Below are 23,994 nucleotides of genomic sequence, written 5' to 3'. Positions count from 1 at the left end.
TTCAAAATATACAGAGTGTCAAAATAAAATTTTTTATGTAAAGTGTGGAGGAAAAAGTGTGAGAGACATTTCATGGATTACCTATGTCATGTTAATTTTGGCTAGCTATCGATTAACCCATTTAATTGTTTTTGATAAGATTACTGAATTTATACGTAAGCCATTTATGAAGAAAGTGAAAGTAGAAACCAATCATGGAATTGAAACAAAGGAAGTACCAAAAGGCATGTTTGGGTATTTACTGAAATGTTATTGGTGTGCCGGCGTTTGGAGTGCGATATTTCTTGGAGGCGGATATCTTCTTTTTCCCCGGGTAACGTTTGTGATCATTTTGATTTTTTCAATCGCAGGCGGGCAATCCATTATTGAAACGTTTGTCGGGGTAAATATTAAGAAGGTAGATTATTATGCAGACTTAGAAAAGAAAAAATAAATAATAGAATGCTCCCCCTTTCGCATACACATTAGGAAAGCGGAAGGCGCCTGCTTATCGGCGACAAGCATAAGACGAGCCGGCATGAAGGTTGCTCTTTAACCTTCTTGACGGATTGGCTTATGACCTCGAGCCGATGGCGCCTGTAGCTGGACAATGAAAGGGGGGATTTGAATGGCTGAATGGTGGGTCACTGCCATTGGGTTTATCATTTGTCTTGGTTTTGTTGGGGGTACAATGGTTTATTTTTTAAGAGAAACACTTAACTCTGAAGACTCCACCCGTATTGACCCGGTTAAAAAGGATATGGATTGATCTATTATGCAAAGAACCCTGGTTTCTCCAGGGTTCTTATTTATTATATTAATTCTTTGATAACCATTACATGATTTCAATCTAATTGGAAAAATTAATCATATGAATATAATACTGGAGGAAGACATATGAGTTCATCTGAAAGCACCAACCAATTTCCCAGAACGTATTGGCGTGAAATAGACTTACCAACATTTGAAAAATTGAATGAGGATACTACAGTTGACGTTGCGATTGTCGGTGCAGGTATAACAGGTATTACTGCTGCTTATTTGCTAGCAAAAGAAGGTGTTAAAGTTGCAATAATTGAAGCTGGAGGAGTGTTAAACGGGACTACGGGACATACAACCGCAAAGCTCACTGCTCAGCATGGATTGATATACGATGAATTAATCAGCCATTTCTGCGAAGAAAAGGCTAAGTTATATTTTGAATCCACTTCTAATGCCATCAAATTCGTTGAGAATACCTCAAACGAAAAAGGAATAGATTGTGATTTTAGCAAGCAAGATGCTTTTGTTTATGCAACAAGTGATCAATATGATAAGAAACTTGAAACGGAAATGTCTGCTTATCAAAGGCTCGGGATTGATGGTGACTTAGTTGGAAATATTCCATTTGATATTCAAATAAAATCTGCGCTATTAATGCGCAATCAGGCTCAATATCATCCGCTGAAATTCTTAAAGGGACTTTTAGAAGAGGCGGTTAAAGCTGGGTGTCAGGTTTATGAAAATTCAGTTGCAGCAGGGATTGAGGATGTTGAAACTGCGCAGCCAAAAGTTAAGATAAAGGGCGGACATAAAGTGGCATGCAAACAGGTCATTATTGCCTCCCATTTCCCATTCTATGATAAACCAGGTCTCTATTTTGCAAGGATGTATGCGGAAAGATCTTACGCCATCGGAATAAAAACTAATCAGGAATACCCTGGCGGAATGTATATTAGCGCTGACAGTCCGTCACGCTCCATTCGCTATACACCTATTGAGGGGGGTAATCTCCTTATTCTTGGCGGCGAAAATCACAAAACAGGTCAGGGTGTTGATACGCTCAGCCATTATGTTGCACTTGAGTCATTTGCAAAAGATGTGTTTGGCCTTTCCGAATATCACTACCGTTGGTCAGCACAAGATATGATGACATTGGACAAGGTACCATACATCGGTCCATTGACACGAGATAAAGAAAATATTTTAGTAGCAACAGGCTATAAAAAATGGGGAATGACTACGGGAATTTTGGCTGGCCATCTTCTTACTGATTATGTTTTAAATCGCGATAACCCATATAAGGAACTATATAATCCATCACGTTTTGATGCTGACCCAGATATTAAATCGTTTATTTCAACCAATGCAGATGTGGCCAAACACCTAATTAAAGGAAAACTTGAGTTTGTACCAAAGGATCCTGGGGATTTAGTGAATGGTGAAGGTTCTGTTGTCATGCATAAAGGGCAGCGTGCAGGCGCCTATAAGGATGAAAACGGGAAGCTTTATATTGTTGATACCACTTGTACACATTTGGGCTGTGAATGTGAATGGAATCATGCAGAAAAATCATGGGACTGCCCATGTCACGGTTCGCGGTTTGCTTATAATGGAGAAGTAATCGAAGGACCAGCAAAAAAGGCACTCAAGTCTGTTGGCAACGAGTAAAAAGAATAATAAAACGCCTCCTGTACGGGAGGCGTTTCCTTTATTTGCCATGTGGACGGTTACGTTTTAATTTTTCTCCAGTTTCAAATTCAACCAGTTCTTCAGGCGTTCTCATTGCCTCTTTACGATTGTTATTCCGCTGAGCATTGGCGTTACCGAGTTTTTGTCTACCCATACTATCATCTCCTTTTTAGAGAATACATAAATAGTATGAGTGAAAATAAATGAAGTTATTCTCCCACTAGAACTGGTGCTTTACGGAACTTTGTTAATTGTTCGAACGCAAAAGCCGATTCAATCAACGTTGGTTCACTAAAAGCGCTTCCGGCAAAAGTAATACCAACAGGTTCTCCGACAGATGTATAACCAGCAGGAACTGCAATGGTCGGGTAGCCAGCTTTCGCACTAATATGTGAGGCCTCTTCACTAGGAAACAGAATAACATCTAATTGATACTTCTCAAGCGCATAATCAATTCCTTGCTCAGTGGAATGATACAGATCAAATTCCAACGAATTCACATAATCCGCTTCCGTTAAAGAACCACTTGTTGAATCGGATTGAATCAGGACTTCCTGTCCATACTTAAGCATTGATTCCTCATTTTCCTTATTAAATTGAATTAAATCATTCAATGTTCTAATTGGTATAGATGGATGAAGTTTGTTTAAATATGCGTTTAAGTCAGGTTTAAATTCATAAGTTAATACGTCATACCGCCATTTGCCATTCGCAGATGGAATGTCTATATGTTCAATAATCTCTGCACCAGCTGCCTCCAAAACCGCGACAGCGTCATGGAAAATCTTAAGTATTTCTTCATTTAAATGTTCTGTGAAACCATCTAAGGCAATGCCAATCCGTTTGCCCTTGAGTCCGTCTTTACGTAAATGTTCGGTAAAGTCTTTCTCAGCTAGTGGATTCGTTTTTGTTATTGGATCTTCTTCATCCCTTCCTGTCAATGCATTCAAAAGAATGGCCGCATCTCTGACATTCCTAGCCATTGGTCCGGCTGTATCCTGGGTATGAGCAATCGGTATGATCCCTCTCCTGCTGATTAGACCAACTGTCGGTTTGATTCCGACGAGTGAGTTTTGGCAGGATGGATTTAAAATCGATCCAGACGTTTCCGTTCCAATCGCAGCAGCTGCTAAATTCGCAGCTATGGCCGCACCAGAACCCGAGCTTGAGCCGCCAACATCGAATTGTCCAGGGCCATAAGGATTTAATACCTGACCACCGCGTGAGCTATAGCCGCTTTTCATCCCATAGGCCATAAAGTTAGCCCACTCTGTCATATTCGTTTTACCAAGGATTACTGCTCCTGCAGCGCGAAGCTGTTCCGCCACATAAGAATCTCTTTGCGCAACGGAATCCTTTAATGCTAAAGAACCGGCGCTAGTATGCATTTTATCAGCAGTATCAATATTGTCTTTTATCAAAATGGGAATACCGTGCAATGCACTGCGCGGTCCCGTTTCTTTCCGTTCAGCATCAAGTGCAGACGCGATATACAGCGCATCTGGGTTGACCTCCAGGATTGAGTGGATGGTTTTATCATAAACAGAAATTCTATGTAGATACATCAATACAAGTTCTTTAGATGTAAGCTCTCCCGATGCCATTTGCTCCTGCATTTGAGTGATGGTCGCTTCCTCAATCCAATGATCGATGTATTTAGTTAACTTCGGATTTTCCATATTTCTTCCCCCCCAATATGATAAATTTTATAATAGAATGAAAAATCCAGCAATTATAAAAAAGGCAGAGGATATTCCCCTGCCTTTTAACGACGAGCCTTTTGTTCTGGTTCAGCAATTTGCCCTTTAAAGAATATTCTTTTACTAGGCGTAACGTTTAATTCTTGACAGTAACGCTTTAATTCACGTTCTTCCCGCTCCGTTACTAAGGAAATAACGGTACCATTTGCTCCCATTCTTCCTGTTCTGCCAGCTCTATGCACATATTGAGCAATATCTCTAGGGAAATCCACATGGACAACATGAGTAACCCCTTGAATATCTAAACCACGTGCCGCTACATCTGTAGCAATCAGCATTTTTGTTTTGCCATCACGGAAAGCCTTGAGCTCCGCCTGGCGTTCTAACTTCTTCATATCACTATGTAGAATTCCTGTTGATAACTCTTTAAAATTGAACTTTTCTTTAAAAACTTGAATTTCCCCAATATCATTAATAAATGCTAAGGCTTTGATGTTATCTAAACGAGCAATTTTTTCCAATAACTTAATCTTATCTCTAGGCTCGGCAGAAAAATAAATATGCTCCACCTCTCCAGAGGAAGCAAGCTCATCCTTTTCTATTCGAAGTATTTCGGGCTCCTTCGTTATTTCCTTTGCTAATTTCTCTGTTCCAGCTTTCATCGTTGCCGAGAATAAGACCACCTGGCGGTCACCCATCGTCGATTTAACAATATTATTCACTGTGTTGAGATGTTCTGGAATGAGCAGCTGATCTCCCTCATCTAAAACGACTAGCTTCACTTCGTGCATTTTTACTTTTTTCTGTTTGATTAATTCAAATAATCTACCTGGTGTAGCAAAAATGACATGAGGCCGCTTTTTCAATTTTTCAAGCTGGCGTTTTACGTTAGCTCCGCCAATTATGGAGGTGCCTCTTATTCCACTGCCTTCTGACCACTTTTGAAATTCTTGATAAACCTGCATAACTAATTCCTGCGATGACGCTAAAACTACAGCTTGTAAGGACTGTGAATTAGGTTCAACTTTATTTAATAATGGCAGTAAATAAGCAAGTGTCTTGCCCGTACCAGTTGGAGATTCAGCAATTAAATCTTTTCCTTCAAGAATCAGTGGAATTGCTGTATCTTGAATAGAAGTGGGTTGTTGAAATCCGGACTTTTCCCAGTTTTCCTGTAAAAAAGGGTGTAAGGTATTTAACATTTTGGACTCCTTTTGTTTATCTCATTTCTTCATATTATATCCAGTCATTCCTCTGATACTAACCTATTTAGTAAATTGTGTCCATAAAAAACCCATTCCTAAGGACGGAATGGGTTTTCGCTTCAAATCACATATTAATCAAATGTTCGGACCGCCAATTTATGAATGGTAGAATTTATTTCTTCCGATTCTATGATTGATTCATTATAGTTAATTTCAATTTTTCCACTTCCAGCTAAAATCCTTACCTTTTCTATCCCGTTATATCTCTTTATTTTCCTTTTTATTTTCCCAATACATCCAGAGCAGGCAACATCATTTAGAGATAACTGAATCATACTCACTTTGAATATCCCCTTTCCATAATGGCAATTCTAAATTTATCTAAATTTCATTCATTTTAATGGCCATCAATCGGAAGTGTGCAAGTTCGACTTCGTTGACGATTGCATTCATGCCTAGAGATTGAAAAGTAGCAACCAACGGTTCTCCTCGGTGAGGTAAATGAATTTTAAATATAGTCCCAACCGGAGCTGTTTTCACAAAATTTAAGATCTCTCTGCGTGGATGTTCCCCCTTTAAGACTCTCTCACGAATATCTATGACCGCTCTTTGTCCTTCTATTTGAAAGCTGCTCATTATTTCATCTCCCAAGTTTTTTACCAAGTGTAACATCCTTTTCATTTTAAAGAATTGATTTAAATCACGCACCGAGCATGTTTTTAAATAGGGTTGGTTGATAAATACCTTAACTGTAGAAAAAATACTATTTTTGAACGTATTGTGAACATTATCTTGAATTTGATATAAGCGCTTTGATTTAATGGTAGAATGAAGAACAGTAAGATAACAATATATCGGAGTTGAAAATGATGTTAAATAAAATTGCTCTTCTGTCCTCATTGTTGTTCTTTATTTTTGGGGCAAATGTATTTGCACATTCGCATTTGGAAGACTCTTCCCCAAAAAATGGAGAAATTGTAACTGAGTCACTTAAAGCCATCACGCTAACGTTTGAAACAGCAATTGAACCTACTAGCTCTTTTACCTTAAATGATAAAAAAAATAACTCTATTCCACTTTCTGAAGTATCCATTAGTGGAAATCAGTTAATCGCCAATGTAGAAGACAACCTTACTAATGGAGCGTATACGATTAATTGGAAAATAATTGGAGAAGATGGTCATCCTCTTGAGGGCGAAATTCCTTTCACTATACAGCTTCCTGAGAGTGCAGGAGTTCCGGAACAAAGCGAGACAGAACCACCATCTGCTGAGGTGACGACTGCAGAAACGACATCTGCTGCAGACACAGAGACGGTAATGAAAGATCAAGCAACAGAAGTAAAAGAAGCAGCTTTAGATGAACCTAAAGTCATGAATTATTTACTTCCAGCGCTTATTGGGTTGATTATTGTTTTGGGCTTCGGAAGCTATTGGTTGATATTTAGGAGGAAACAAGTCTAGATGTTTATTGCAGGTATTGTAAGTGAGGCATTACTTTATAGTTGTTTTTCGTTATTACTAGGAAGCTTTATTCTTAATCTTGTACCCAAATCGGTACGGCCTGAAATTAAAATCCCCAAAATTGTACTATTGGGTGCTAGCTTAGGGATAGCACTATTTTCATTTTTACCGGTTTTAAAAATTGTTCTTTATTTATATGAAGACCTAGGTTTAGCCTATACTCTTGAGTCTGTGTTAACAAATTTCGAGGTTGGTAAGACATGGATTAGTACGGGGATTATTTCGTTGATACTATTCATTTATCTAATTCCGATTAAACTTGAACAAAAACCGTTATTCTCTTTGACCGGTCTAGCATTTACACTTATTTTAATCGCATCTCTTGGCTGGTCCAGTCATGCAGCCTCATTATCCAAAATGGCCGGTTTCCTTATACACACCGCCCATTTTTTGGCGATAACGACTTGGGTTGGTATTCTGTTAGTGGTGAGCTGGTTTTCACAGAACCATGATCATTGGTTAAAATTCTTAAAGTGGTTTTCACCTGTTGCTATATTATGTTTCGTTACCACAACCATAACAGGGATATCCTTAATGACTTTTCATATGGAATTGTCCGATTATGTTAGTGTAACGGCGATTTCCTATGGTCAGACATTATTAATCAAACATATCGCCATTTTGCCATTACTAGCATTCGCCTTTATCAATAGCTTTTTGATTCGGAAGAGACTCAAAAATGATCCTTTCTATAATCCACTTCCATGGGCAAAGCTGGAAAGTATAATTGTATTAGTGGTTTTTTCTATTACTGGTGCATTAGGACAAGCCTCACCACCTCATGAACTTAGTTCGATGCTTAGAGCCGAAGGTGCTTCCAAACTGTTTTCCTTTTTCCACCCAGGTCAAATAAAATTCCCAATTGAATTTACCCCTGGAATTATTTCAATAACGCTATTTCTACTCGCTATCTTTTTCCTGGCGTTAGTCATAGTAACTTTTATAAAAAAAGCTCCAAAAGCTTTGGCACTATTAATGAGCTTATTATTTATCCTTACAGGCTATATAGGTTTTATGTTAAGTATTTCATGAAAAGAAGCAGCGGAAATTAACTCCCGCTGCTTTTTTAAATTGGACGTAATATTGCCCTTACCGGACTTCCATCGCCTTCAACCAATGGCAGCGGCAATGCAATTAATTCATAATCACCTGGTTCCACTTCATCTAAAAGAACCGATTCAAGAATGTGAATCCCATTTTCATTCAAACTATGATGAGCATGCAGGTCTTTGCTATCAATAGGGTCTACGGATGGAACATCTACCCCAATGAGCCGTATTCCACTCTTCGCTAAAAATGGACCAAGGTCCGCTTCCAAATGGGGTATTTTTTCTGGAAATTCCGCATCGTTTTTCCATGATAACGTTCGAAACAACACTCTTTGGATACCTTCTAAATCTACATTCTCTAAATCCTTAGCTCCTATACTATCCTTCCCAGTCATATCGAGAACCCTTGCAGGTCCAATGTATAATTCGAGATCCAATTCAATGATTCTTTTTCCAGCATCATCAAAATGAAAAGGTGCATCGACATGCGTCCCCGTATGGGCGCTCAGTGAAAGGCTCCCTACGTTTACAGACCCGCTTTCTGCTTTCGACCATGACACCTCATAATGAAAAGGTGTATCTCCAGGCCAAACTGGCATTCCATTTTCAAGCCTTCTGGAAATATCAATTATTTTCATCCATTCCACTCCCTAGACAGCATTTTATTAGCCTATGTTAAAAATATATCGCTATCCTGGTGTTGTCAATTAATGAAAGGAACGCCAAAAGTCTCCATTTTTATTGATGATGCTGTTTATTTCTTCAAAAGATATGGTGAAGGTTGGAAACCCTGCTGCATAAGGGGCGATTTCATAAGGTTCAAAGTATAGGTTTACTGCTCCTTCGCTAATAAAAAAGGGCTGGTCTGTTTTTATTCCTTTATAGGCATCCGGGAAAACATATGAATATTGATTATCATTTTTTAGTTTGTCTCCAATAATCTCACTGATTTCTTTTACATAATCTGCCCCTGACATAAACAAATCTTTAAGTTCGTAAAACCTTCCCGTTTTTAGGTCAATATGGGCATACTTTTTTACAGGCATCCCATGCGCTGCGCCAAAAGGATAATCATAGCCGTTTATCTCAATGACAACCAGGTTATTCTTATAAAAGCTTACGTCGAAATCGCCTGCGTAGCTTGATTCCAACTGCGTATGTTGAGGGACTGGCTTCACACCAGAAAGTTCCTTCAATTTTTGATTAACACTCTCAAGATTTTCAATACCCTTTAACTGTGGATAGTAGACTAAATAATCTTTATTGGGTTTGAATTTGTTTTCAATAACAGAATAATCGTCGTTTAAAGGAATAATAGTATTTTGTTTCCAAATTAACTCGCCTTTTTTATCGAAGTAAAGAACACGAAGATCGATATCTCCCTTTATTAAAGATTTAACAAATGCTAATGATCCGCTGCCTTGCACCTTTGGAAGGTGACCCAATCTCTGACCACGCTTATCAATAAGGAAAGTCATTTCGTCATTATAGGCTGATGCTATTCCATCCTTGTAATGGGAAACATCGTTGTAAATAAACCCTGTATAAATGTGACCATTAGAATCGGCTATTGCATACTTTTGAAAAAGATATGGCCTTTCTGGATCTTGCGCTTTGCCAAGTGCATATCGATTTTCTCCTAGATTTATCAAACTAGCATACTGGGGTTTGATGATAAATTTTCCCTGTCTATCTATCAGGCCATAATAATTATTTTCAACATTTACAATTGCTTTCTCTTCAATAAACGGCTGTGTTCCCGTAAACTGCGGTTCAATTAGTACTGTACCTGATTCGTCCATGTACCCCCATTTTCCATCATTACTTCTACGAAATGCCAGCATGCCCTCTCGATAATCACCCACAAATGGATAAGAGTAAGAATTCAACACTTTTCCTGTTAGATCAATAAGTGCATAGCTGCCCTCCTTTAATTTAACAAGGGCTTTACCATCCTGAAAGTCACTAGCAGTTTCATAGGACAGCGGAATGACTTCATTTCCTCTTCTATTTAAATAACCATATACATACTTACCATTCTCGGTCGTATTGGCTGCAACTGCTCTGCCTTCCTTATAATCCCCGATAAAGGAATATGCCTTTGAGGTAATTTCCTTCCCACTTTCATCTAATACTGTAAAGCCTTCGCCATCGATGGCTGTGGCACGACCTTCCGAAAAAGGACTGATTGTTTCATATTTTGGTTTCACAATGAAATACCCGTTGTTATCGATAATACCTGTACGATTGTTTAATTGAACAATGGCTAAACCATTTTCCTGAAAATCACCTGCCGATTCATATTGTGGCGGAAGAACAAGATTCCCCTTATCATTGATATATCCCCACTTACTTCCGCCAATTTCTTTGACTTCTGCTGGATAAAGATAAACCATTCTGGATAAGGAAAGCAGGTAGGTAATCCAATTTTCCTGTTCCGTATTTCTTCTAGACATCCGTACTACCCCATTTTATTTTTAGTTATATATATGAAAAAATGGGCGGGATGCAACTTATCTGTTATTAGAAACAAAAAAAGAATCTATTTTCGCACAAATGCTTGAAAATAGATTCTTACGAAATTGATTATATAAAAACATAATTTGTTGCAGCTCTCTGAGCTTTTTGCCTATTAATCTATATATTTTGCTTCTGGTATGAGGATTTTCCATTCCTCATAGCTGATGAAGGTTTCCCAGTGCCCTGTTAGTTTTGCAAAGCCGATAATTAAGAAGAAGGCCACAAAGAATGACACTGGTATAAACCATTTACTTACCTTTTTATTTGCAACGGTCATGTTCAAGGTGTCCTTCACTGGACATGCTTCTACACAGGCCATACATGCCGTACAATTTAAGTTATTTACCGTTTCGACCTTGTGCACTTTTACTCTTGAGGGGCATACCTTGGTGCACATTTCACAGTTTGTACAGGTCTCTTCATTTCTACTGACCTTTGATATTCTAAATATCGAGCCCAACCCGATGAACGCTCCATATGGGCAAAGGAATCGGCACCAGAAGTTCCTATAGAATAGGGAAAGCATAAACATTATGATAAGAAACCCTAAGCCAAAACCACTGATATCTAAGAAAAATGTCAGCATTTTTATATCAGAGATTTTGTTATATGGCTCATTGAGAAAAGCAATCGCACCATAAGTAGGGATGGCGATAACCATCCCTAAGAAAAACAGCAATAATAAGTATTTAATGGGGGTTAGCAGCCAAACGAGCCATGTGGGTACTTCGAAGTTTCTTTTAAACAGTTTTTTCCCTAATCTTGCAATCCACTCACTGAATGTTCCAATGGGACAAATCCAGCTGCAAAAAGATCTTCGGAAAATGACAGCACCGCCAACAAAAAAACTTAACAAAACAAGTCCTGCAGGATGAATGGCATCAAAATCTCCAGTAGCAAGCCAAACCTTTAAGGCCATTAGGGCACTAATCGGCAGGAATCCTTCCACTGCAGCTGGTCTCTCAACAAAAGGTGTTGCCCCAAGGGTTTCAAAATGCATATAAAATTGATAAAAACGGACACCGACATATAGTAAAAATAACAAGAATATCCCTTGAACTACGTATCGTGTTATTTGAACCGGCTTTCTTTTCAACTGTTTCTTGTACCAGTTCATCGACTTCATTGCGATTCCTCCAATCTTCTTCACCCTTAATATAAGGAACGAAGGAAATTGGGGTATGTGATAAAAGTCATCAAGAATAACGTTTTCATAAAGAATTCACAACCGTATTCTTAAAACAGACAAAATTGTTTTGTTTATTTTTTAGATATCTACACACTATTAAAATTTATCTACAAAGTCTAGCGTTCTACTCCAAATACTATATTGTTCTTTTTCCTTGCTTCTTCGGTTACTCTTAGCACAATCTTACTCATTTCCTTTAACTTCTCATATTGATGAACGTCTTTTGTTTCAATAATCTCGGCGATATTTATGCATTCATAGACCATGTCTTTATCTTCTTGAGCAACGCTAAAGATTTCGCTCTCTTTTGTGTGGCTGTCGATGAATTTTATTTCGGTTATCGGTGCCGCATCCTCGAGGACGAAGGTACCCTTTTCTCCATGGATTTCACATGGCATGATCGAATGAGATATCTTAGAACATAGAATTGTACAGATAAAGTCTTGATACTCTAATACCAGGGTACCGCTGCCATCGATACCGCTTGAAAGGATAACTGGTTGATAAGTAACCTTCTTTGGTTCCCCAAATAGCCCAACAGCCAAATAAAGCGGATAAACCCCTAAATCAACCAGGGCGCCGCCTGAAAAAGTACTAGAGAAAATATTTGGGTTCTCTCCTCTTAAAAATGCATCGTATCTAGATGAATACTGTATATAGGGAAGCATGGCACTTCTTAGATTGCCTGCCAGATGAATTTTTTCCTTTAGTATCCGAAAGTTAGGAGTGTGAATATTTCGTATGGCTTCAAATAAATAAACCCCATTCTCCTCAGCCGTTTTATACGCCTTTTCTAGTTCGGCAGAATTTGAAAATATCGGTTTTTCACAAATAACATGCTTTTTATTTTTTAAAAAAGTAAGTGCTTGTTCGAAATGGACTGAATTGGGTGAAGCTATGTAAACAGCCTTAATTTCAGAGCTTTTTGCCATTTCCTCTAGATTAGAATAATAGTGTGCTGCGTTATATGTATCGGCAAGTTCTTTTGCCTTTTCTTCTGTCCGGGAATAGACCGCCGTTAACTTTAGTTTCCCGCTCAGTTTTGCTGCCTCGATAAAGGACGCTGTAATCCACCCAGTTCCTACTGTACCTAAATTAATCATATAATATCCCCTTTCATTCCCTCTATAAGCATTTATTGTAGCCTTTTTGCTTTCTTTTTGCCAATTTCACATTAGTTGGGTACAATGGAAAAATATCAATATTTATGTTATTTATATATGTAGTATATATAGATGAAAGAGAGGTTGAATAGAGTGGACAATCTAGGTTCTAATTTTATAAAAGATGTTATGATCAAGGATTTGGAATCAGGTAAGCATGATAAAATTATCACTCGTTTCCCTCCAGAGCCAAATGGATATTTACATATCGGCCATGCTAAATCGATTATCATTAACTTTGGATTGGCGGATGAATTTAACGGAAAAACCAACTTACGATTTGATGACACCAATCCGTTAAAGGAAGATGTCGAATATGTAAACTCGATTAAAGAAGATGTGAAATGGCTTGGATTTGAGTGGGATAACTTATTCTTTGCTTCTGATTATTTTGAAGAAATGTACAAACGTGCAGTGCTCTTAATAAAAAAGGGATTGGCATATGTCGATGACCTGTCCGCTGACGAAATTCGTGAATACCGCGGTACATTGACCTCTCCTGGTAAAGAAAGCCCTTATCGTGATCGTTCCATTGAGGAAAATCTAGATTTATTTCAACGGATGCGCAACGGAGAATTTGCAAATGGAGAAAAAGTTCTTCGCGCCAAAATTGATATGAAGTCTCCTAATATCAATTTACGTGATCCTGTTATTTATCGAATTTCTCACGCTACACACCATAACACGGGTGATAAGTGGTGTATCTATCCGATGTATGCATTTGCACACCCTCTAGAGGATGCGATTGAAGACGTCACCCATTCCATTTGTACGGTTGAGTTTGAAGACCAACGTCCACTTTATAACTGGGTAGTGGAACAATGCGAAATGGCAAGTAAGCCGCAGCAAATTGAATTTGGCCGCTTAAACGTGACCAACACGGTAATGAGCAAGCGTAAACTGAAGCAGCTCGTTGACGAAGGGTTTGTTGACGGCTGGGACGACCCGCGGATGCCAACTATTTCCGGCATGAGACGCAAAGGATTTACCCCTGAATCCATCCGTAATTTTGTCCGCGAAACAGGTGTATCGAAAGGTTCGGGAGCTGTTGATTCTCAAATGCTCGAACACTTTGTCAGAGAAGACCTAAAGCTAAAGGCACCGCGGACAATGGGAATTCTAAATCCTTTAAAAGTCGTCATTACGAATTATCCAGAAGGTCAAATTGAGTTACTTGACGCCGAGATTAATCCTGAGGTTCCAGAAATGGGCATGAGGAAAATTCCATTTTCACGTGAGATTTATATTGAAAAAGACGATTTCATGGAAAATCCTCCGGCTAAATATTTCCGCCTCTTCCCTGGTAATGAAGTTCGCCTAAAACACGCTTATTTTATTAAGTGTGAAGAGGTAATTAAGGATATTAACGGAGAAGTAGTTGAACTGCGCTGTACCTATGACCCACTAACCAAAAGTGGCACAGGCTTTACCGGCCGTAAAGTAAAGGGCACCATTCATTGGGTGGAAGCTAACAATTCTGTTGCTGCAGAATTTCGTTTATACGAACCATTGATTCTTGATAGTACGGAAGAGGAGAATGCGGAGGAGGAAAAGACTTTCCTCGACAAGGTAAATCCAGATTCACTTGTTGTATTACAGGGATTTGTTGAGCCTAATATGAGAGAAAGTATGCCGCATGATAAATTTCAATTCTTTAGACATGGTTATTTCAATGTAGATCCTAAACATACTACCGTTGATAAGCTGGTCTTTAACCGAATTGTATCCTTAAAAAGTTCATTTAAAATATAGTTAGAAATGCTTTAACGCTTAAGCGCTGAAGCTAGATAATAAAAATAGAACCAGGCATGAATGCTTGGTTCTATTTTTATTGTTTCGGGGTTGATGGGACTTCTAGAATGATCCTTGTTCCCTTACCCGGTAAAGAGTTGATTGTAAGTTCTCCGCCAACAGCCCGTGCTCTTTCATCCATACTAAATAAACCCACACCACGGGTTTGGGAATCCAGTTCAAATCCTTTTCCTTTATCCTCAATCATCACCCTAACAATTTCATCAGATTCTCTAATTGTGACACTTGCATCGGAAACTTCCGCATACTTGCGAATATTCGTTAATGCTTCTTGTATGATACGATAAATCGTTATTTCAATGCTGATGTCTAAGCGACGATTGAGTACGCACTCGAAAAAAACATCGATATGATAGTTTTCTGAAAAACGAGACAGAAAAGAGCGGATTGCAGGAACAAGTCCGAGATCATCTAATACAGAAGGACGTAGTTCCCATGAAATATCTCGTATTTCCTCAATAAGTTGGGTGGCTTCTTTCTGCATTTGATTCAGCAGAGGATGATCTATTTCAGATAGCAGTCGATTGATAGTAATGAGATGACAATATAAATTTTGACCGATTCCGTCATGTAAGTTCCGGGACAAACGCTTTCGTTCTTCCTCCTGAACATCGATAATCGTTGTCATCATTTTTTGCAATTCTTGTTCTACCCGCTTTCGTTCGGTAATTTCATAGCGGATTGCTAAATATTGATATGGTTTTCCCTTATCAGTCATAAACGGAACAATGGTGGTATCGACCCAGTAAAATGTTCCATCTTTCGCACGGTTGCATATTTCGCCCTTCCAAACCTTCCCCGATCCAATTGTTTTCCACATTTCTTTAAAAAAACGGTTTGAGTGGTACCCGGAATTCAATATTCGGTGATCCTGACCTAGAAGTTCTTCTTTTGAATACTTAGATATTTGGCTAAATTGATCATTAATATATGTAATTGTACCCTTTGAATCTGTTATTGCCACAATCGAAGATTCATCTAGAGCAAACTTTATATCGATCAATTCCTGCATTGATTTTTTTAATTCTAACTCAAGGTTTGCAAACTCGCTCTGCTGCCGGTCTCTGTCCATACATATCCTCCTTTAGCCTATTATCTGGTTTTGTAATATCTGCTCTAATTCCAAGGCAGCATCCTGAACCATTTCTTGATCGTCTTCGGAGAATGTGTATGTTTCCCTTTTTCCAACTAGCAGTACACCTTTTGGTAAGGAATTAAAAAATAAAGGCACCGCATAGCAGGAAACAAGTTTCTCTGCAAGCATAATAGGATGATCTGTAACCTTTCCATAAATATCATTCGGAAAATCTATTAGCATCATTGGACTGCCGCTTGAAATAATTTTCCCAGCAATACCTTTTCCAAACCGGACGGTGATTCTTTTATATTTATCATTTAAATTACCTGAAGCATAATGCCACCTTACATCAGGTCCTACCTCATTTTGAAGTGCTAAAGCCACAAATTCACAGCATTTTCTTTTCCTTAATCCCTCACAGACTTCATTTACCCGTGATATTCCCTTAATTTCGGTCATCCTTGAAAATACTCCTTAAATACCATAACCTAATAACCCCTTTTTAACAGCAAATGCGACCAATTCCGGTCTCGTTTTCATCTGCAGTTTTTCCATTAGGTTTCCTTTATGGGTTTCCACCGTTTTTACGCTGATCACTAATTGTTCAGCAATTTCTTTATTAGAATATCCTTTTGCAATAAGTGTAAGGACTTCTTTTTCTCGATCTGATAAAAGATTATAGGTATCATTACTGCCATGTTTGAGGCTGCCCAGGTATTCTTCCATTAATCGCTTTGTTGCAGCAGGATGGAGGTAGGCATTACCGTTAGCAACGGATTCGATTGCAGACATTAACTCATCATGTGGAGCACTTTTTAAAATACAGCCAGAGGCTCCAGCCTGAACTGCGCGGAATAAGTATTCCTCATCATCATGCATCGTTAAAATGAGGATATTAACTTCAGGCATTTGCTTTTTTAATTCTCCGGTCGCTGTTAAACCATCTTTACCATGCGGCATGCTTAAATCCATTACAACTACATTTGGTTTAAGCTTTAACGCCTTTTTGATTCCTTCATTTCCTTCAGAAGCTTCTCCGATCACTTCCATCTCAGGATTTGTATTTAACAGCATCTTTAATCCGCTTCTTACCACAGCATGGTCATCAACTAATAAGATTTTGATCAAATGGCAACTCCCCTTTGCTCCCTAAATAGGAAGAGATATTTCAATAGACGTACCTTCTCCTATTTTAGAGGAAATTTCACACTGTCCGCCAGTTAGAAGCATTCTCTCCTTCATTGTAGCAATTCCAAGTGCATAAGGGTTCTTTTCTAGATATTCTTTTTGAAAGCCTCTGCCGAAATCGAAAATAGTAATTTTTAATTCACTGTTACTCCAAGTCAATTCCATCTTTACATTCGATGTATCAGCATATTTGGCAATGTTTGCAAGCGCCTCCTGACAAACCCGGAACACCGCAATACTTTTTTGTTCTATAATATGCTTTTCTTCTCCTGTGGAGGAAAGCTCAACTAAGATTCCAAAAGTAGAAGTGTAAACCTTAATATAACTCTTTATGGCTGGAAGTAATCCAAGAGTAGTAAGGGCAGGAGGGTATAGTTCAACAGAAAGTAATCGAATTTCCTGCATTGTTTTCTCAATCAGCTGAGTCATTTCATGTAAATAATTTTTATAATGTTCCCCGTTAATCCCGGATTCAACCAATTTTAACCCCGTCAGAATGCTGAATAAGTTTTGTCCTACACCTTCATGAAGTTCCAAGGAAATTCGCTTAATTTCCTCCTCCTGGGTTTGAATGATATAGGAACCAATTTGGTTTCTTTGTGCGGAGTACTCCATTACTTTCCCTCCTTTACCCCTTTTCTATGACATTGATAAACTAAATGATTCTAAATGTGTAGGTTAAACCACTTTCAGTGCCGGACGCAGAAAACAACGTCTTGGATTGAGCCATATCGCTGGCAAGCGGAACAGCTATAAAATTGAAACGATCAAAATAGAAGCGGATATGCGTACGGTCAGGACAATACTCTATTTTTTCTATCTTCTTATTTATAGCTGGTGCTTGATCTCCACCCTGTTGGTCATGAACACTTACTTCAACAGAAGCCCCGACAAATCCCTGCAGTTTCTCTAGATTAATGGGTTCCACAGCTATTACACCCTCTCTTTACGGGGTAGATAAACATTTTATAGCCTTGAAGATATTCCCAAAACTTATCGCCTGCATTTTCCTCAAGGAAAAGAATCGTTTCCTCTTCTGAAGTCCAATTACTCATCCCTTTTACTTCGGCAATCACCATCTCCGCACCCTCAATGGTCTTTTCCTCGAGAAACCAATTTAAACGTTTCTTTCCAAATATCTCTTTTAATATTTCATCTATTTCAATGGAAAATCCACCTGATTGCCCTCGCATAAAACAAAAATCAAGATACGTTTCACTAGTCATTAACATTCACACCTTTTTTATAGATGAGAAACGCAAGTGGAAATAATACGACATTCATGACCGCGGCCACGATGGTATTTACATAATTTTGGTAAAAATACTGATGGACCATATATTGTGTAATGATAATATTCAGCATTAGCACAGCAAGAAGGAGGGCAACAGGAAGGTAACTACGCTTCATATCGTTTCACCCCCACGGCATAAACTTGGCCGTTTTCAACTTTTACATAGATTTCAGGAAGCGGTCTTCTAGGCGGTCCTGCAGTAGGTGCACCTGTTTCGACATCAAATTTGCCGTGGTGACATGGGCAAAGCATTTCACCCTCATCCTTTTTCCAAAAAACCGGGCAGCGGAGATGTGTACAGGCATTTTGATAGGCCACATATTTATTTTCGGATAGCCTAATTAAAATCGCACTATCATGCTCACCAGGGAAATGAAAATCAACTGAATCACCGACAGGAATTGATTTTACATCGGTAATTTTTTGTTTCGGATATTTCTTATCTCCTAAACCAATCAGTTCTTTTGCGGCAACTGCTCCCCATGGAAGTGAGGAAACAGCGAATACACCAGCTGCACCGACTAAAGTCTTCATAAATCCGCGGCGGTCCAGTTTCCTTTCATTGTTGCGGTTTATATTATGTGTATAGTTATCTTCATTGAATGGGATTTTATTATTTTTATCTGTCATGAGTTAATCCCTCCTAAAACAATTTCGTGACACCCTGCAAGATACCAGGGAGATTCACTCTAACATTTGTTTCGCCTTCCAAATAAGGCATACTTGTTACCCATTTACCATTATCTAAATTAAACTGCTTTTGCTTTGCTTCAATTTCTTCATCTGTTAACCACTGTAATGTATTAGATGGACATACACTCGCACACATCGGAGGAATTCCGTCCTTTGTACGGTCGATACAGAGATCGCACTTATACATTAAATTTTGCTCGGTATCGAATTTTGGAATTCCGTATGGACAGGCAATCGTACAGTTTTGACAGCCAATGCATTTCTCCACTAAAGCCGAAAGAACGGCTCCTGTTTCATGAATTTGGATTGCTTGAGCCGGACAGCTTCTCGCACATGCAGGATTCACGCAGTGAAGGCACATAAGAGGCATCGTCTGACGGTTAACAAGCGGGTTAACATCGTATACATAGTTACGGTTGCGCTCCTCATGCCCGCCGCACTGTGTACATGCAGCCAAACAAGAGCGGCAGCCTATACAGTTTTCAAGTTCTAAATATAGCCTCTTTTTCATTTACTGCACCTTCTTTAGTTCTAGTTTTTCAATCTGAGCTGCGCACGCTTTGAATTCTGGCATCCTTGACATTGGATCTAATGCGCCAATGGTTAAGAGATTAATAGATTTATCGTGCCCAAAATGATATGGCACAAATACCGTATCTTTACGGATTGCCTCCGTGATTTTCACTTTATATTCAGCTTCTCCTCTGCGTGTAAAGAGGCGAACAAATTCTTCATGTTTAATGTTATATTTTTCAGCTGTTTCTGGGTGTACTTCTACGTACGGCTCAGGACACATATCGCGTAAGAAGTTGATTCTTCTAGTTTGGTTCCCAGATAAATAGTGATAAACTACACGTCCTGTTGTTAAACGTAATGGATATTCTTCATCAGGCTCTTCCGCTGGCGGACGGTATGGAAGTGCACAAATTTTTGCTTTTCCATCTGGATGATAGAATTTTTTATCTAAGAACATATGTGGTGTCCCAGGGTCATTTTCATCTTTACATGGCCAGAAAACACCGTCTTGTTTTTCAATTTTATCCCAGGTAATTCCGTAGTAATCTGCATAGCCACCTTTTGAAGCTAAACGGAATTCATCACCAACATCTTTCGCTGTTTTTAAATGGGAGAAGTATTTGCCTCTGCCAAGACGTTCACATAATTCAACTTGAATTTGCCAATCTGGTTTAGATTCCCCAAGCGGTTCTTGTGCCTTGTTAATTTTTATACAACGACCTTCAAGATTTGTAACGGTTCCCTCATCTTCAGACCATGTTGTAGTTGGAAGAATAACATCCGCAAATTCTGCTGATTCTGACAGGTAGAAATCAGAACATACCATGAAATCAAGATTTTTTAACTGTTCACGTACGTAATTTAAGTTTGGAGCAGAAACGGCTGGATTCGAGCATAATAAGTACAATCCTCGGATAATCTTTTGCTCCATTAATCCAAACATTTCATAAGCAGAAACGCCCTCTTTTGGCATTTCTTCTGGTTCAATTCCCCAAACCTTCGCAACTGCCTTCACGTGCTCAGGATTAGCAATTTTACGGTAACCTGGAAGTGCGTCGGCTTTTTGACCGTGTTCACGTCCGCCTTGACCATTACCTTGACCTGTAAAAGTAGCGACACCTGCTTTAGGACGGCCGATTTTTCCAGTTATCAATGCCATGTTCGTATATCCAGAAACATTATCTACACCTTTAACCTGCTGCTCAATTCCGCGGGCAAACATGACGATCGCATTTGGTGCTTTTCCGTAAATTTCAGCAGCAAGAATAATTTTCTCTGGCGCAACACCTGTAAGTTCGCTTGTATATTCTGGCGTGAATTCTTTCACTAGTTCCTTTGTTTCTTCAAATCCGTTTGTATGGTTGTTAACAAATTCCTCATCTACATGACCATTTTGAATCAAAAGATTTAAAATTCCGTTTGCAAGCGCCAGGTCTGTACCCGGTCTTAAATCTAAGTGGACATCCGCTCTTCTTGCAATTGGCGTTTCCCGAGGATCGGCGACAATTAAATAACCGCCGCGTTCTTGAACAGCCCATACACGGAACATGGATGTAGGGTGACACTCTGCTGTATTGCTTCCCGCAATGAACAAGCAATCTGTTTCATGAATATCTGTCCAAGGAAGGGTTGACCCCCTGTCAACTCCAAATGATCTCATAAATCCACCGGCAGCACTTGCCATACAAAAACGGCCATTGTAATCAATGTAACGTGTTTGTAAGCCAACACGTGCAAACTTTCCAGTTAAATAACACTTTTCATTTGTCATCGATACACCGCTATAAACACTCAGTGAATCCTTACCATAATTACGTTGAAGCTGTTGGAAATTTTTCACGATTAAATTATATGCCTCGTCCCAAGTCGCTTCACGGAAGCCTTCTTTTGTTCCTTTAAGAGAAGCATCATCTCTGATTAACGGTTTTAATATACGATCATCATGGTTGGTTTGCTGATAAGCAGTAACCCCTTTTGGACACATCTTTCCAACAGTTACCGGCCAATCATAACGAGGCTCAACCCCGATGATTTTATTTGTTTTTGTATTTACACGTAAATTCATCCCGCATTGCATACCACAGTAGCTGCAATGTGTTTTAACAAGCGTTTCATTCGGATGAATAACATTTTCTATTTCTTTAAAAAATTTATCCCTTTGCATTCTGATTTGCCTCCTTGACTTTCAATTGGTGCGTTGCGATTCCTGAGAATCTTGAAATTCGATATTTTCTACGGCATGGCAGGCACAATTCAGCAAGATTAAAGCCATCTTCCATGTTAAATTCGATCGCATTGACTCCCAAAACTTGAATAACATCATTTGACTGTTCAACAGATACGAAATGATCTCCACAAACCTTACACTTTTTCTCTTCCTGCTCTGCGTAGTGCTCACGGTAGTTCCTAGCAAATACACTTACCGGACGGAAAGGTATATGAGCGAGTTTTCCAAATGGTAAATAAATTAACGTGACAATGACTGAAAACTGGTGAATTAATGACATTTGCGGTTGCATCCAGCCATGTAAAAATACATTTTGAACGGTTAATAAAAGACCTGTGATTGAAATAAATAACAATAAATAAAGTGGCAGGAAGTCGTAGATAAACTTTTGTTCTGCTCTTGCCTGCATGTTTTTTAAACGGCGGCGTAAAGCCATACAAACACCCGCTGTCACCATAATCGCTGCGATATTTAAGGCATTGTAGGAGAACCAAGCAATGATTCCATCCGCTTTTACCTCCATCAAGTTCATTCCCATTAAGACGATGGTGTAGTAGCCGTTCTCATCCATTGTGAAGTACATCCAGCCAAACACGAGCGGGAAGGTAACCAAACAAGCAAGTACACAGCCCCAGCCGATTAAAATATGCTGCACCCAGCGGTACAAGCCGCGGTTTTTAATAAATTCATAGATGGCAAGATGATTAACAGCCGTTTTAGGGGTGCTTTTTCTTTTTAATAGCCTTAAACCTTTTTTAATGAAGATTTTGGTTGGCGGTCTCTCACCCCATGCGATAAAGCGGTAGAAAAATCCTCCGATAAAAACAATCGTTCCTACCATATATCCATACAAATTTAAATCAACATGGGTGAACATTCTCGTTGCAATAAAAGATAGAATAACGATAGCAGATACTGTTAAAAATACTGATTTAGCAAATTTGGACGCAAACGCATGATCGATCGAGCGGCCTGTTTTTTTATTAGTTGACGTATTAGTCTGCATTCTGAGCTCCTCCTAAAAAAAATAACACTAACGAGTTTTCTTACTCTTATTGTAAGAAATTCGTTAGTGTTATCTATATAGGGGAACTCCCCCATCTGTCGGGGAAAAAACCCTTAGAATTTTAATTTTAGACAAAGTCTTGTCACATATTAGTTCTGGATGTACTTTTTACGCCAAGAATAAAGAAGTAAGAAAATAAAAATACTGACCTGCAATGAGAAAACGAGTGCATCCCAGAATAGCAAGCTTGTTGGCGGTTGTTGAAATCCAGGTAGCAGCTTTTTAGCTGCATAGATGACTTCTGGAATATAATACATAAAATATAGGACAACCGTTAATATAACCCCAAGAAAATAGAAGAGAGAATAAATAAAAACAATCTTACTTTCACCCGAAAAGACAACTTCTTCCGATGATTTTGATTTAAAAAGTAAAAACTTCTGTCTAAAGGTTTGCTTAGCATTTTCCATTAGGTTGTAACAGCCAGATACATTTTCAAAAACAAAATATAGATCCGTTTTCATGTAGATACAACATTGAAACAACATCCTTAATACGACATCAAAAACAGCAAGGTGCATTAACCCAATTAAAACCCAGTGACCGTTAGGAAACAACAATTGTAAAATAAGAGAAACAAAGAGGAGGATCGAATCAAAACTAAGTCCACCTAGAAAAAGTATATTCCGTTCTTTAGATGTTAGTTTCCATACAGAAGACATATCCGTTGTTAGGACAATAAAAAACATCCGGTGAGAAACCTCCAATTTCGTGGGGAGGTTTTGTGCTCTTAGAGCCAAAATGTGGCCAAGCTCATGGAATAGGACAAAAAGGAATGCAAAAGATAACCATAAAAATACATTACCTACCATTATGTCAAAAACAAATATGTCCTCACGATGTGGAAATAAAGAAGGATTCATAATAAAAATGACAATATTTAAAATAAATATTGCACCATATAATGGGAGTGTAAACTTATTAAAAAAAAATTTCCCTACTTTTGGCGAAATCCATAAAAATCCCATTTTATCTTTTTGATTTTGCTGTTTTTCAACTTTCATATCGTCAATACTGTCTATTAAATCTAGCTCTAGAAGCTGTTCTGCAAAATCAAGTAAATTTACTTCTTCCTCTTTGAACTTCTCCTTAAGTACCCTTTCAATCTCTTCTAGCCTTTCACTCTGATTAATCAAGTTAATGGCATCTATACATACCTCTGGCATTTCATAAAACTCACTCGATAGCTTATCTTCAACTATATAATGTTTCTTATCCTTGCGAATTTTGATAGGAACTAATTTAATTCGCGAGTGAAGTGTTATGTTCATTTATACACCGATCCTACTAGGATTTATTATAAAAGAAGGATGCATAGCTTTCGCTTGCACCCTTCACTTT

Annotated in this window: 27 protein-coding genes; 6 read left to right on the top strand and 21 right to left on the bottom strand. The window is 38.6% G+C overall.

All coding sequences use genetic code 11. From position 1 onward, the window contains the following. The first annotated feature begins 58 nt into the window (after nucleotides 1-58). From QFZ28_RS26495 to QFZ28_RS26485, 3 genes are all read left to right on the top strand, one after another. Nucleotides 59-433, top strand: a complete 375-nt coding sequence (locus QFZ28_RS26495; RefSeq protein ID WP_307197614.1) for a DUF1360 domain-containing protein — start codon at nucleotides 59-61, stop codon at nucleotides 431-433. A gap of 174 nt (nucleotides 434-607) precedes the next feature. Then, the gene (locus tag QFZ28_RS26490) at nucleotides 608-748 is read left to right on the top strand and encodes a hypothetical protein (protein WP_307197613.1); all 141 of its coding nucleotides are present in this window, start codon (nucleotides 608-610) and stop codon (nucleotides 746-748) included. Between the two features lie 128 nt (nucleotides 749-876). After that, complete coding sequence (locus QFZ28_RS26485) at nucleotides 877-2,409, top strand: FAD-dependent oxidoreductase (RefSeq protein WP_307197612.1); 1,533 nt, start codon at nucleotides 877-879, stop codon at nucleotides 2,407-2,409. 40 nt (nucleotides 2,410-2,449) lie between these two features. Here QFZ28_RS26485 and QFZ28_RS26480 read toward each other — a convergent pair whose 3' ends face one another. The 5 genes from QFZ28_RS26480 to QFZ28_RS26460 form a co-directional block, all read right to left on the bottom strand. Further along, nucleotides 2,450-2,584: a hypothetical protein gene (locus tag QFZ28_RS26480; protein ID WP_283863792.1), complete on the bottom strand. Its 135-nt coding sequence runs from the start codon at nucleotides 2,582-2,584 to the stop codon at nucleotides 2,450-2,452. 55 nt (nucleotides 2,585-2,639) lie between these two features. Then, the gene (locus QFZ28_RS26475; protein WP_307197611.1) at nucleotides 2,640-4,109 is read right to left on the bottom strand and encodes an amidase family protein; all 1,470 of its coding nucleotides are present in this window, start codon (nucleotides 4,107-4,109) and stop codon (nucleotides 2,640-2,642) included. A gap of 86 nt (nucleotides 4,110-4,195) precedes the next feature. Further along, nucleotides 4,196-5,332: a DEAD/DEAH box helicase gene (locus tag QFZ28_RS26470; RefSeq protein WP_307197610.1), complete on the bottom strand. Its 1,137-nt coding sequence runs from the start codon at nucleotides 5,330-5,332 to the stop codon at nucleotides 4,196-4,198. 134 nt (nucleotides 5,333-5,466) lie between these two features. Beyond that, nucleotides 5,467-5,670, bottom strand: coding sequence for a heavy-metal-associated domain-containing protein (locus QFZ28_RS26465; RefSeq protein WP_307197769.1), 204 nt, complete (start codon nucleotides 5,668-5,670; stop codon nucleotides 5,467-5,469). A 46-nt stretch (nucleotides 5,671-5,716) separates the two neighbouring features. Further along, a complete protein-coding gene (locus QFZ28_RS26460) occupies nucleotides 5,717-5,971 on the bottom strand; it encodes an amino acid decarboxylase (protein ID WP_307197609.1) in 255 nt (84 codons plus the stop codon). Nucleotides 5,972-6,204: 233 nt separating this feature from the next. Between QFZ28_RS26460 and QFZ28_RS26455 the strand changes: the two genes are divergently transcribed. Both QFZ28_RS26455 and QFZ28_RS26450 read left to right on the top strand, forming a co-directional pair. Beyond that, complete coding sequence (locus QFZ28_RS26455) at nucleotides 6,205-6,798, top strand: copper resistance CopC family protein (RefSeq protein WP_307197608.1); 594 nt, start codon at nucleotides 6,205-6,207, stop codon at nucleotides 6,796-6,798. Next, on the top strand, nucleotides 6,799-7,890 hold the full coding sequence (locus QFZ28_RS26450; RefSeq protein ID WP_307197607.1) for a copper resistance D family protein: 1,092 nt from the start codon (nucleotides 6,799-6,801) through the stop codon (nucleotides 7,888-7,890). Nucleotides 7,891-7,924: 34 nt separating this feature from the next. Here QFZ28_RS26450 and kynB read toward each other — a convergent pair whose 3' ends face one another. The 4 genes from kynB to QFZ28_RS26430 all read right to left on the bottom strand — a co-directional run bounded on the left by kynB (nucleotide 7,925) and on the right by QFZ28_RS26430 (nucleotide 12,716). Continuing rightward, nucleotides 7,925-8,545 carry an arylformamidase gene (gene kynB / locus QFZ28_RS26445; protein WP_373428164.1) on the bottom strand — a complete coding sequence of 207 codons (621 nt, stop codon included), beginning with the start codon at nucleotides 8,543-8,545 and terminating at the stop codon, nucleotides 7,925-7,927. A gap of 69 nt (nucleotides 8,546-8,614) precedes the next feature. Beyond that, a complete protein-coding gene (locus QFZ28_RS26440) occupies nucleotides 8,615-10,363 on the bottom strand; it encodes a WG repeat-containing protein (protein WP_307197605.1) in 1,749 nt (582 codons plus the stop codon). 176 nt (nucleotides 10,364-10,539) lie between these two features. After that, entirely contained in the window at nucleotides 10,540-11,553 is a 1,014-nt protein-coding gene (locus QFZ28_RS26435; protein ID WP_307197604.1) for a 4Fe-4S binding protein, read from the bottom strand. Between the two features lie 179 nt (nucleotides 11,554-11,732). Continuing rightward, a complete protein-coding gene (locus tag QFZ28_RS26430; RefSeq protein WP_307197768.1) occupies nucleotides 11,733-12,716 on the bottom strand; it encodes a Gfo/Idh/MocA family protein in 984 nt (327 codons plus the stop codon). A 135-nt stretch (nucleotides 12,717-12,851) separates the two neighbouring features. Here QFZ28_RS26430 and QFZ28_RS26425 point away from each other — a divergent pair, with 135 nt between their 5' ends. Continuing rightward, nucleotides 12,852-14,531, top strand: coding sequence for a glutamine--tRNA ligase/YqeY domain fusion protein (locus QFZ28_RS26425; protein WP_373428163.1), 1,680 nt, complete (start codon nucleotides 12,852-12,854; stop codon nucleotides 14,529-14,531). Between the two features lie 76 nt (nucleotides 14,532-14,607). On the opposite strand, the gene QFZ28_RS26420 is transcribed toward QFZ28_RS26425, so the two are convergent. From QFZ28_RS26420 to QFZ28_RS26365, 12 genes are all read right to left on the bottom strand, one after another. Further along, on the bottom strand, nucleotides 14,608-15,663 hold the full coding sequence (locus QFZ28_RS26420) for a PAS domain-containing sensor histidine kinase (RefSeq protein ID WP_307197602.1): 1,056 nt from the start codon (nucleotides 15,661-15,663) through the stop codon (nucleotides 14,608-14,610). Nucleotides 15,664-15,675: 12 nt separating this feature from the next. After that, complete coding sequence (locus QFZ28_RS26415) at nucleotides 15,676-16,128, bottom strand: GAF domain-containing protein (RefSeq protein WP_307197601.1); 453 nt, start codon at nucleotides 16,126-16,128, stop codon at nucleotides 15,676-15,678. A 15-nt stretch (nucleotides 16,129-16,143) separates the two neighbouring features. Further along, nucleotides 16,144-16,797: a response regulator gene (locus tag QFZ28_RS26410; RefSeq protein WP_307197600.1), complete on the bottom strand. Its 654-nt coding sequence runs from the start codon at nucleotides 16,795-16,797 to the stop codon at nucleotides 16,144-16,146. Between the two features lie 21 nt (nucleotides 16,798-16,818). Next, nucleotides 16,819-17,472, bottom strand: coding sequence for a sensor histidine kinase (locus tag QFZ28_RS26405; protein ID WP_307197599.1), 654 nt, complete (start codon nucleotides 17,470-17,472; stop codon nucleotides 16,819-16,821). Nucleotides 17,473-17,512: 40 nt separating this feature from the next. Beyond that, complete coding sequence (locus tag QFZ28_RS26400) at nucleotides 17,513-17,785, bottom strand: hypothetical protein (protein WP_307197598.1); 273 nt, start codon at nucleotides 17,783-17,785, stop codon at nucleotides 17,513-17,515. Then, nucleotides 17,772-18,083, bottom strand: coding sequence for a hypothetical protein (locus tag QFZ28_RS26395; RefSeq protein WP_307197597.1), 312 nt, complete (start codon nucleotides 18,081-18,083; stop codon nucleotides 17,772-17,774). Before QFZ28_RS26395 ends, QFZ28_RS26400 begins: the two co-directional genes overlap by 14 nt. Further along, nucleotides 18,076-18,267 carry a hypothetical protein gene (locus QFZ28_RS26390; protein WP_307197596.1) on the bottom strand — a complete coding sequence of 64 codons (192 nt, stop codon included), beginning with the start codon at nucleotides 18,265-18,267 and terminating at the stop codon, nucleotides 18,076-18,078. The genes QFZ28_RS26395 and QFZ28_RS26390 overlap by 8 nt, the downstream gene beginning before the upstream one ends. Next, nucleotides 18,257-18,781, bottom strand: coding sequence for a QcrA and Rieske domain-containing protein (locus tag QFZ28_RS26385; RefSeq protein WP_307197595.1), 525 nt, complete (start codon nucleotides 18,779-18,781; stop codon nucleotides 18,257-18,259). Before QFZ28_RS26385 ends, QFZ28_RS26390 begins: the two co-directional genes overlap by 11 nt. 13 nt (nucleotides 18,782-18,794) lie before the next feature. After that, entirely contained in the window at nucleotides 18,795-19,355 is a 561-nt protein-coding gene (locus QFZ28_RS26380; RefSeq protein WP_063253156.1) for a 4Fe-4S dicluster domain-containing protein, read from the bottom strand. After that, nucleotides 19,356-21,524 carry a molybdopterin oxidoreductase family protein gene (locus QFZ28_RS26375; protein ID WP_307197594.1) on the bottom strand — a complete coding sequence of 723 codons (2,169 nt, stop codon included), beginning with the start codon at nucleotides 21,522-21,524 and terminating at the stop codon, nucleotides 19,356-19,358. After that, nucleotides 21,511-22,593, bottom strand: coding sequence for a hypothetical protein (locus QFZ28_RS26370; protein ID WP_307197593.1), 1,083 nt, complete (start codon nucleotides 22,591-22,593; stop codon nucleotides 21,511-21,513). Before QFZ28_RS26370 ends, QFZ28_RS26375 begins: the two co-directional genes overlap by 14 nt. A 149-nt stretch (nucleotides 22,594-22,742) precedes the next feature. Further along, nucleotides 22,743-23,924 carry a hypothetical protein gene (locus tag QFZ28_RS26365; RefSeq protein WP_307197592.1) on the bottom strand — a complete coding sequence of 394 codons (1,182 nt, stop codon included), beginning with the start codon at nucleotides 23,922-23,924 and terminating at the stop codon, nucleotides 22,743-22,745. Between the last annotated feature and the right edge of the window lie 70 nt (nucleotides 23,925-23,994).

Source organism: Neobacillus niacini (genome assembly GCF_030817695.1).
Classification (GTDB): Bacteria; Bacillota; Bacilli; order Bacillales; family Cytobacillaceae; genus Neobacillus; species Neobacillus niacini_F.
Note: the sequence above shows the minus strand (reverse complement) of the source record. Positions and strands in the feature narration are given on the sequence as shown.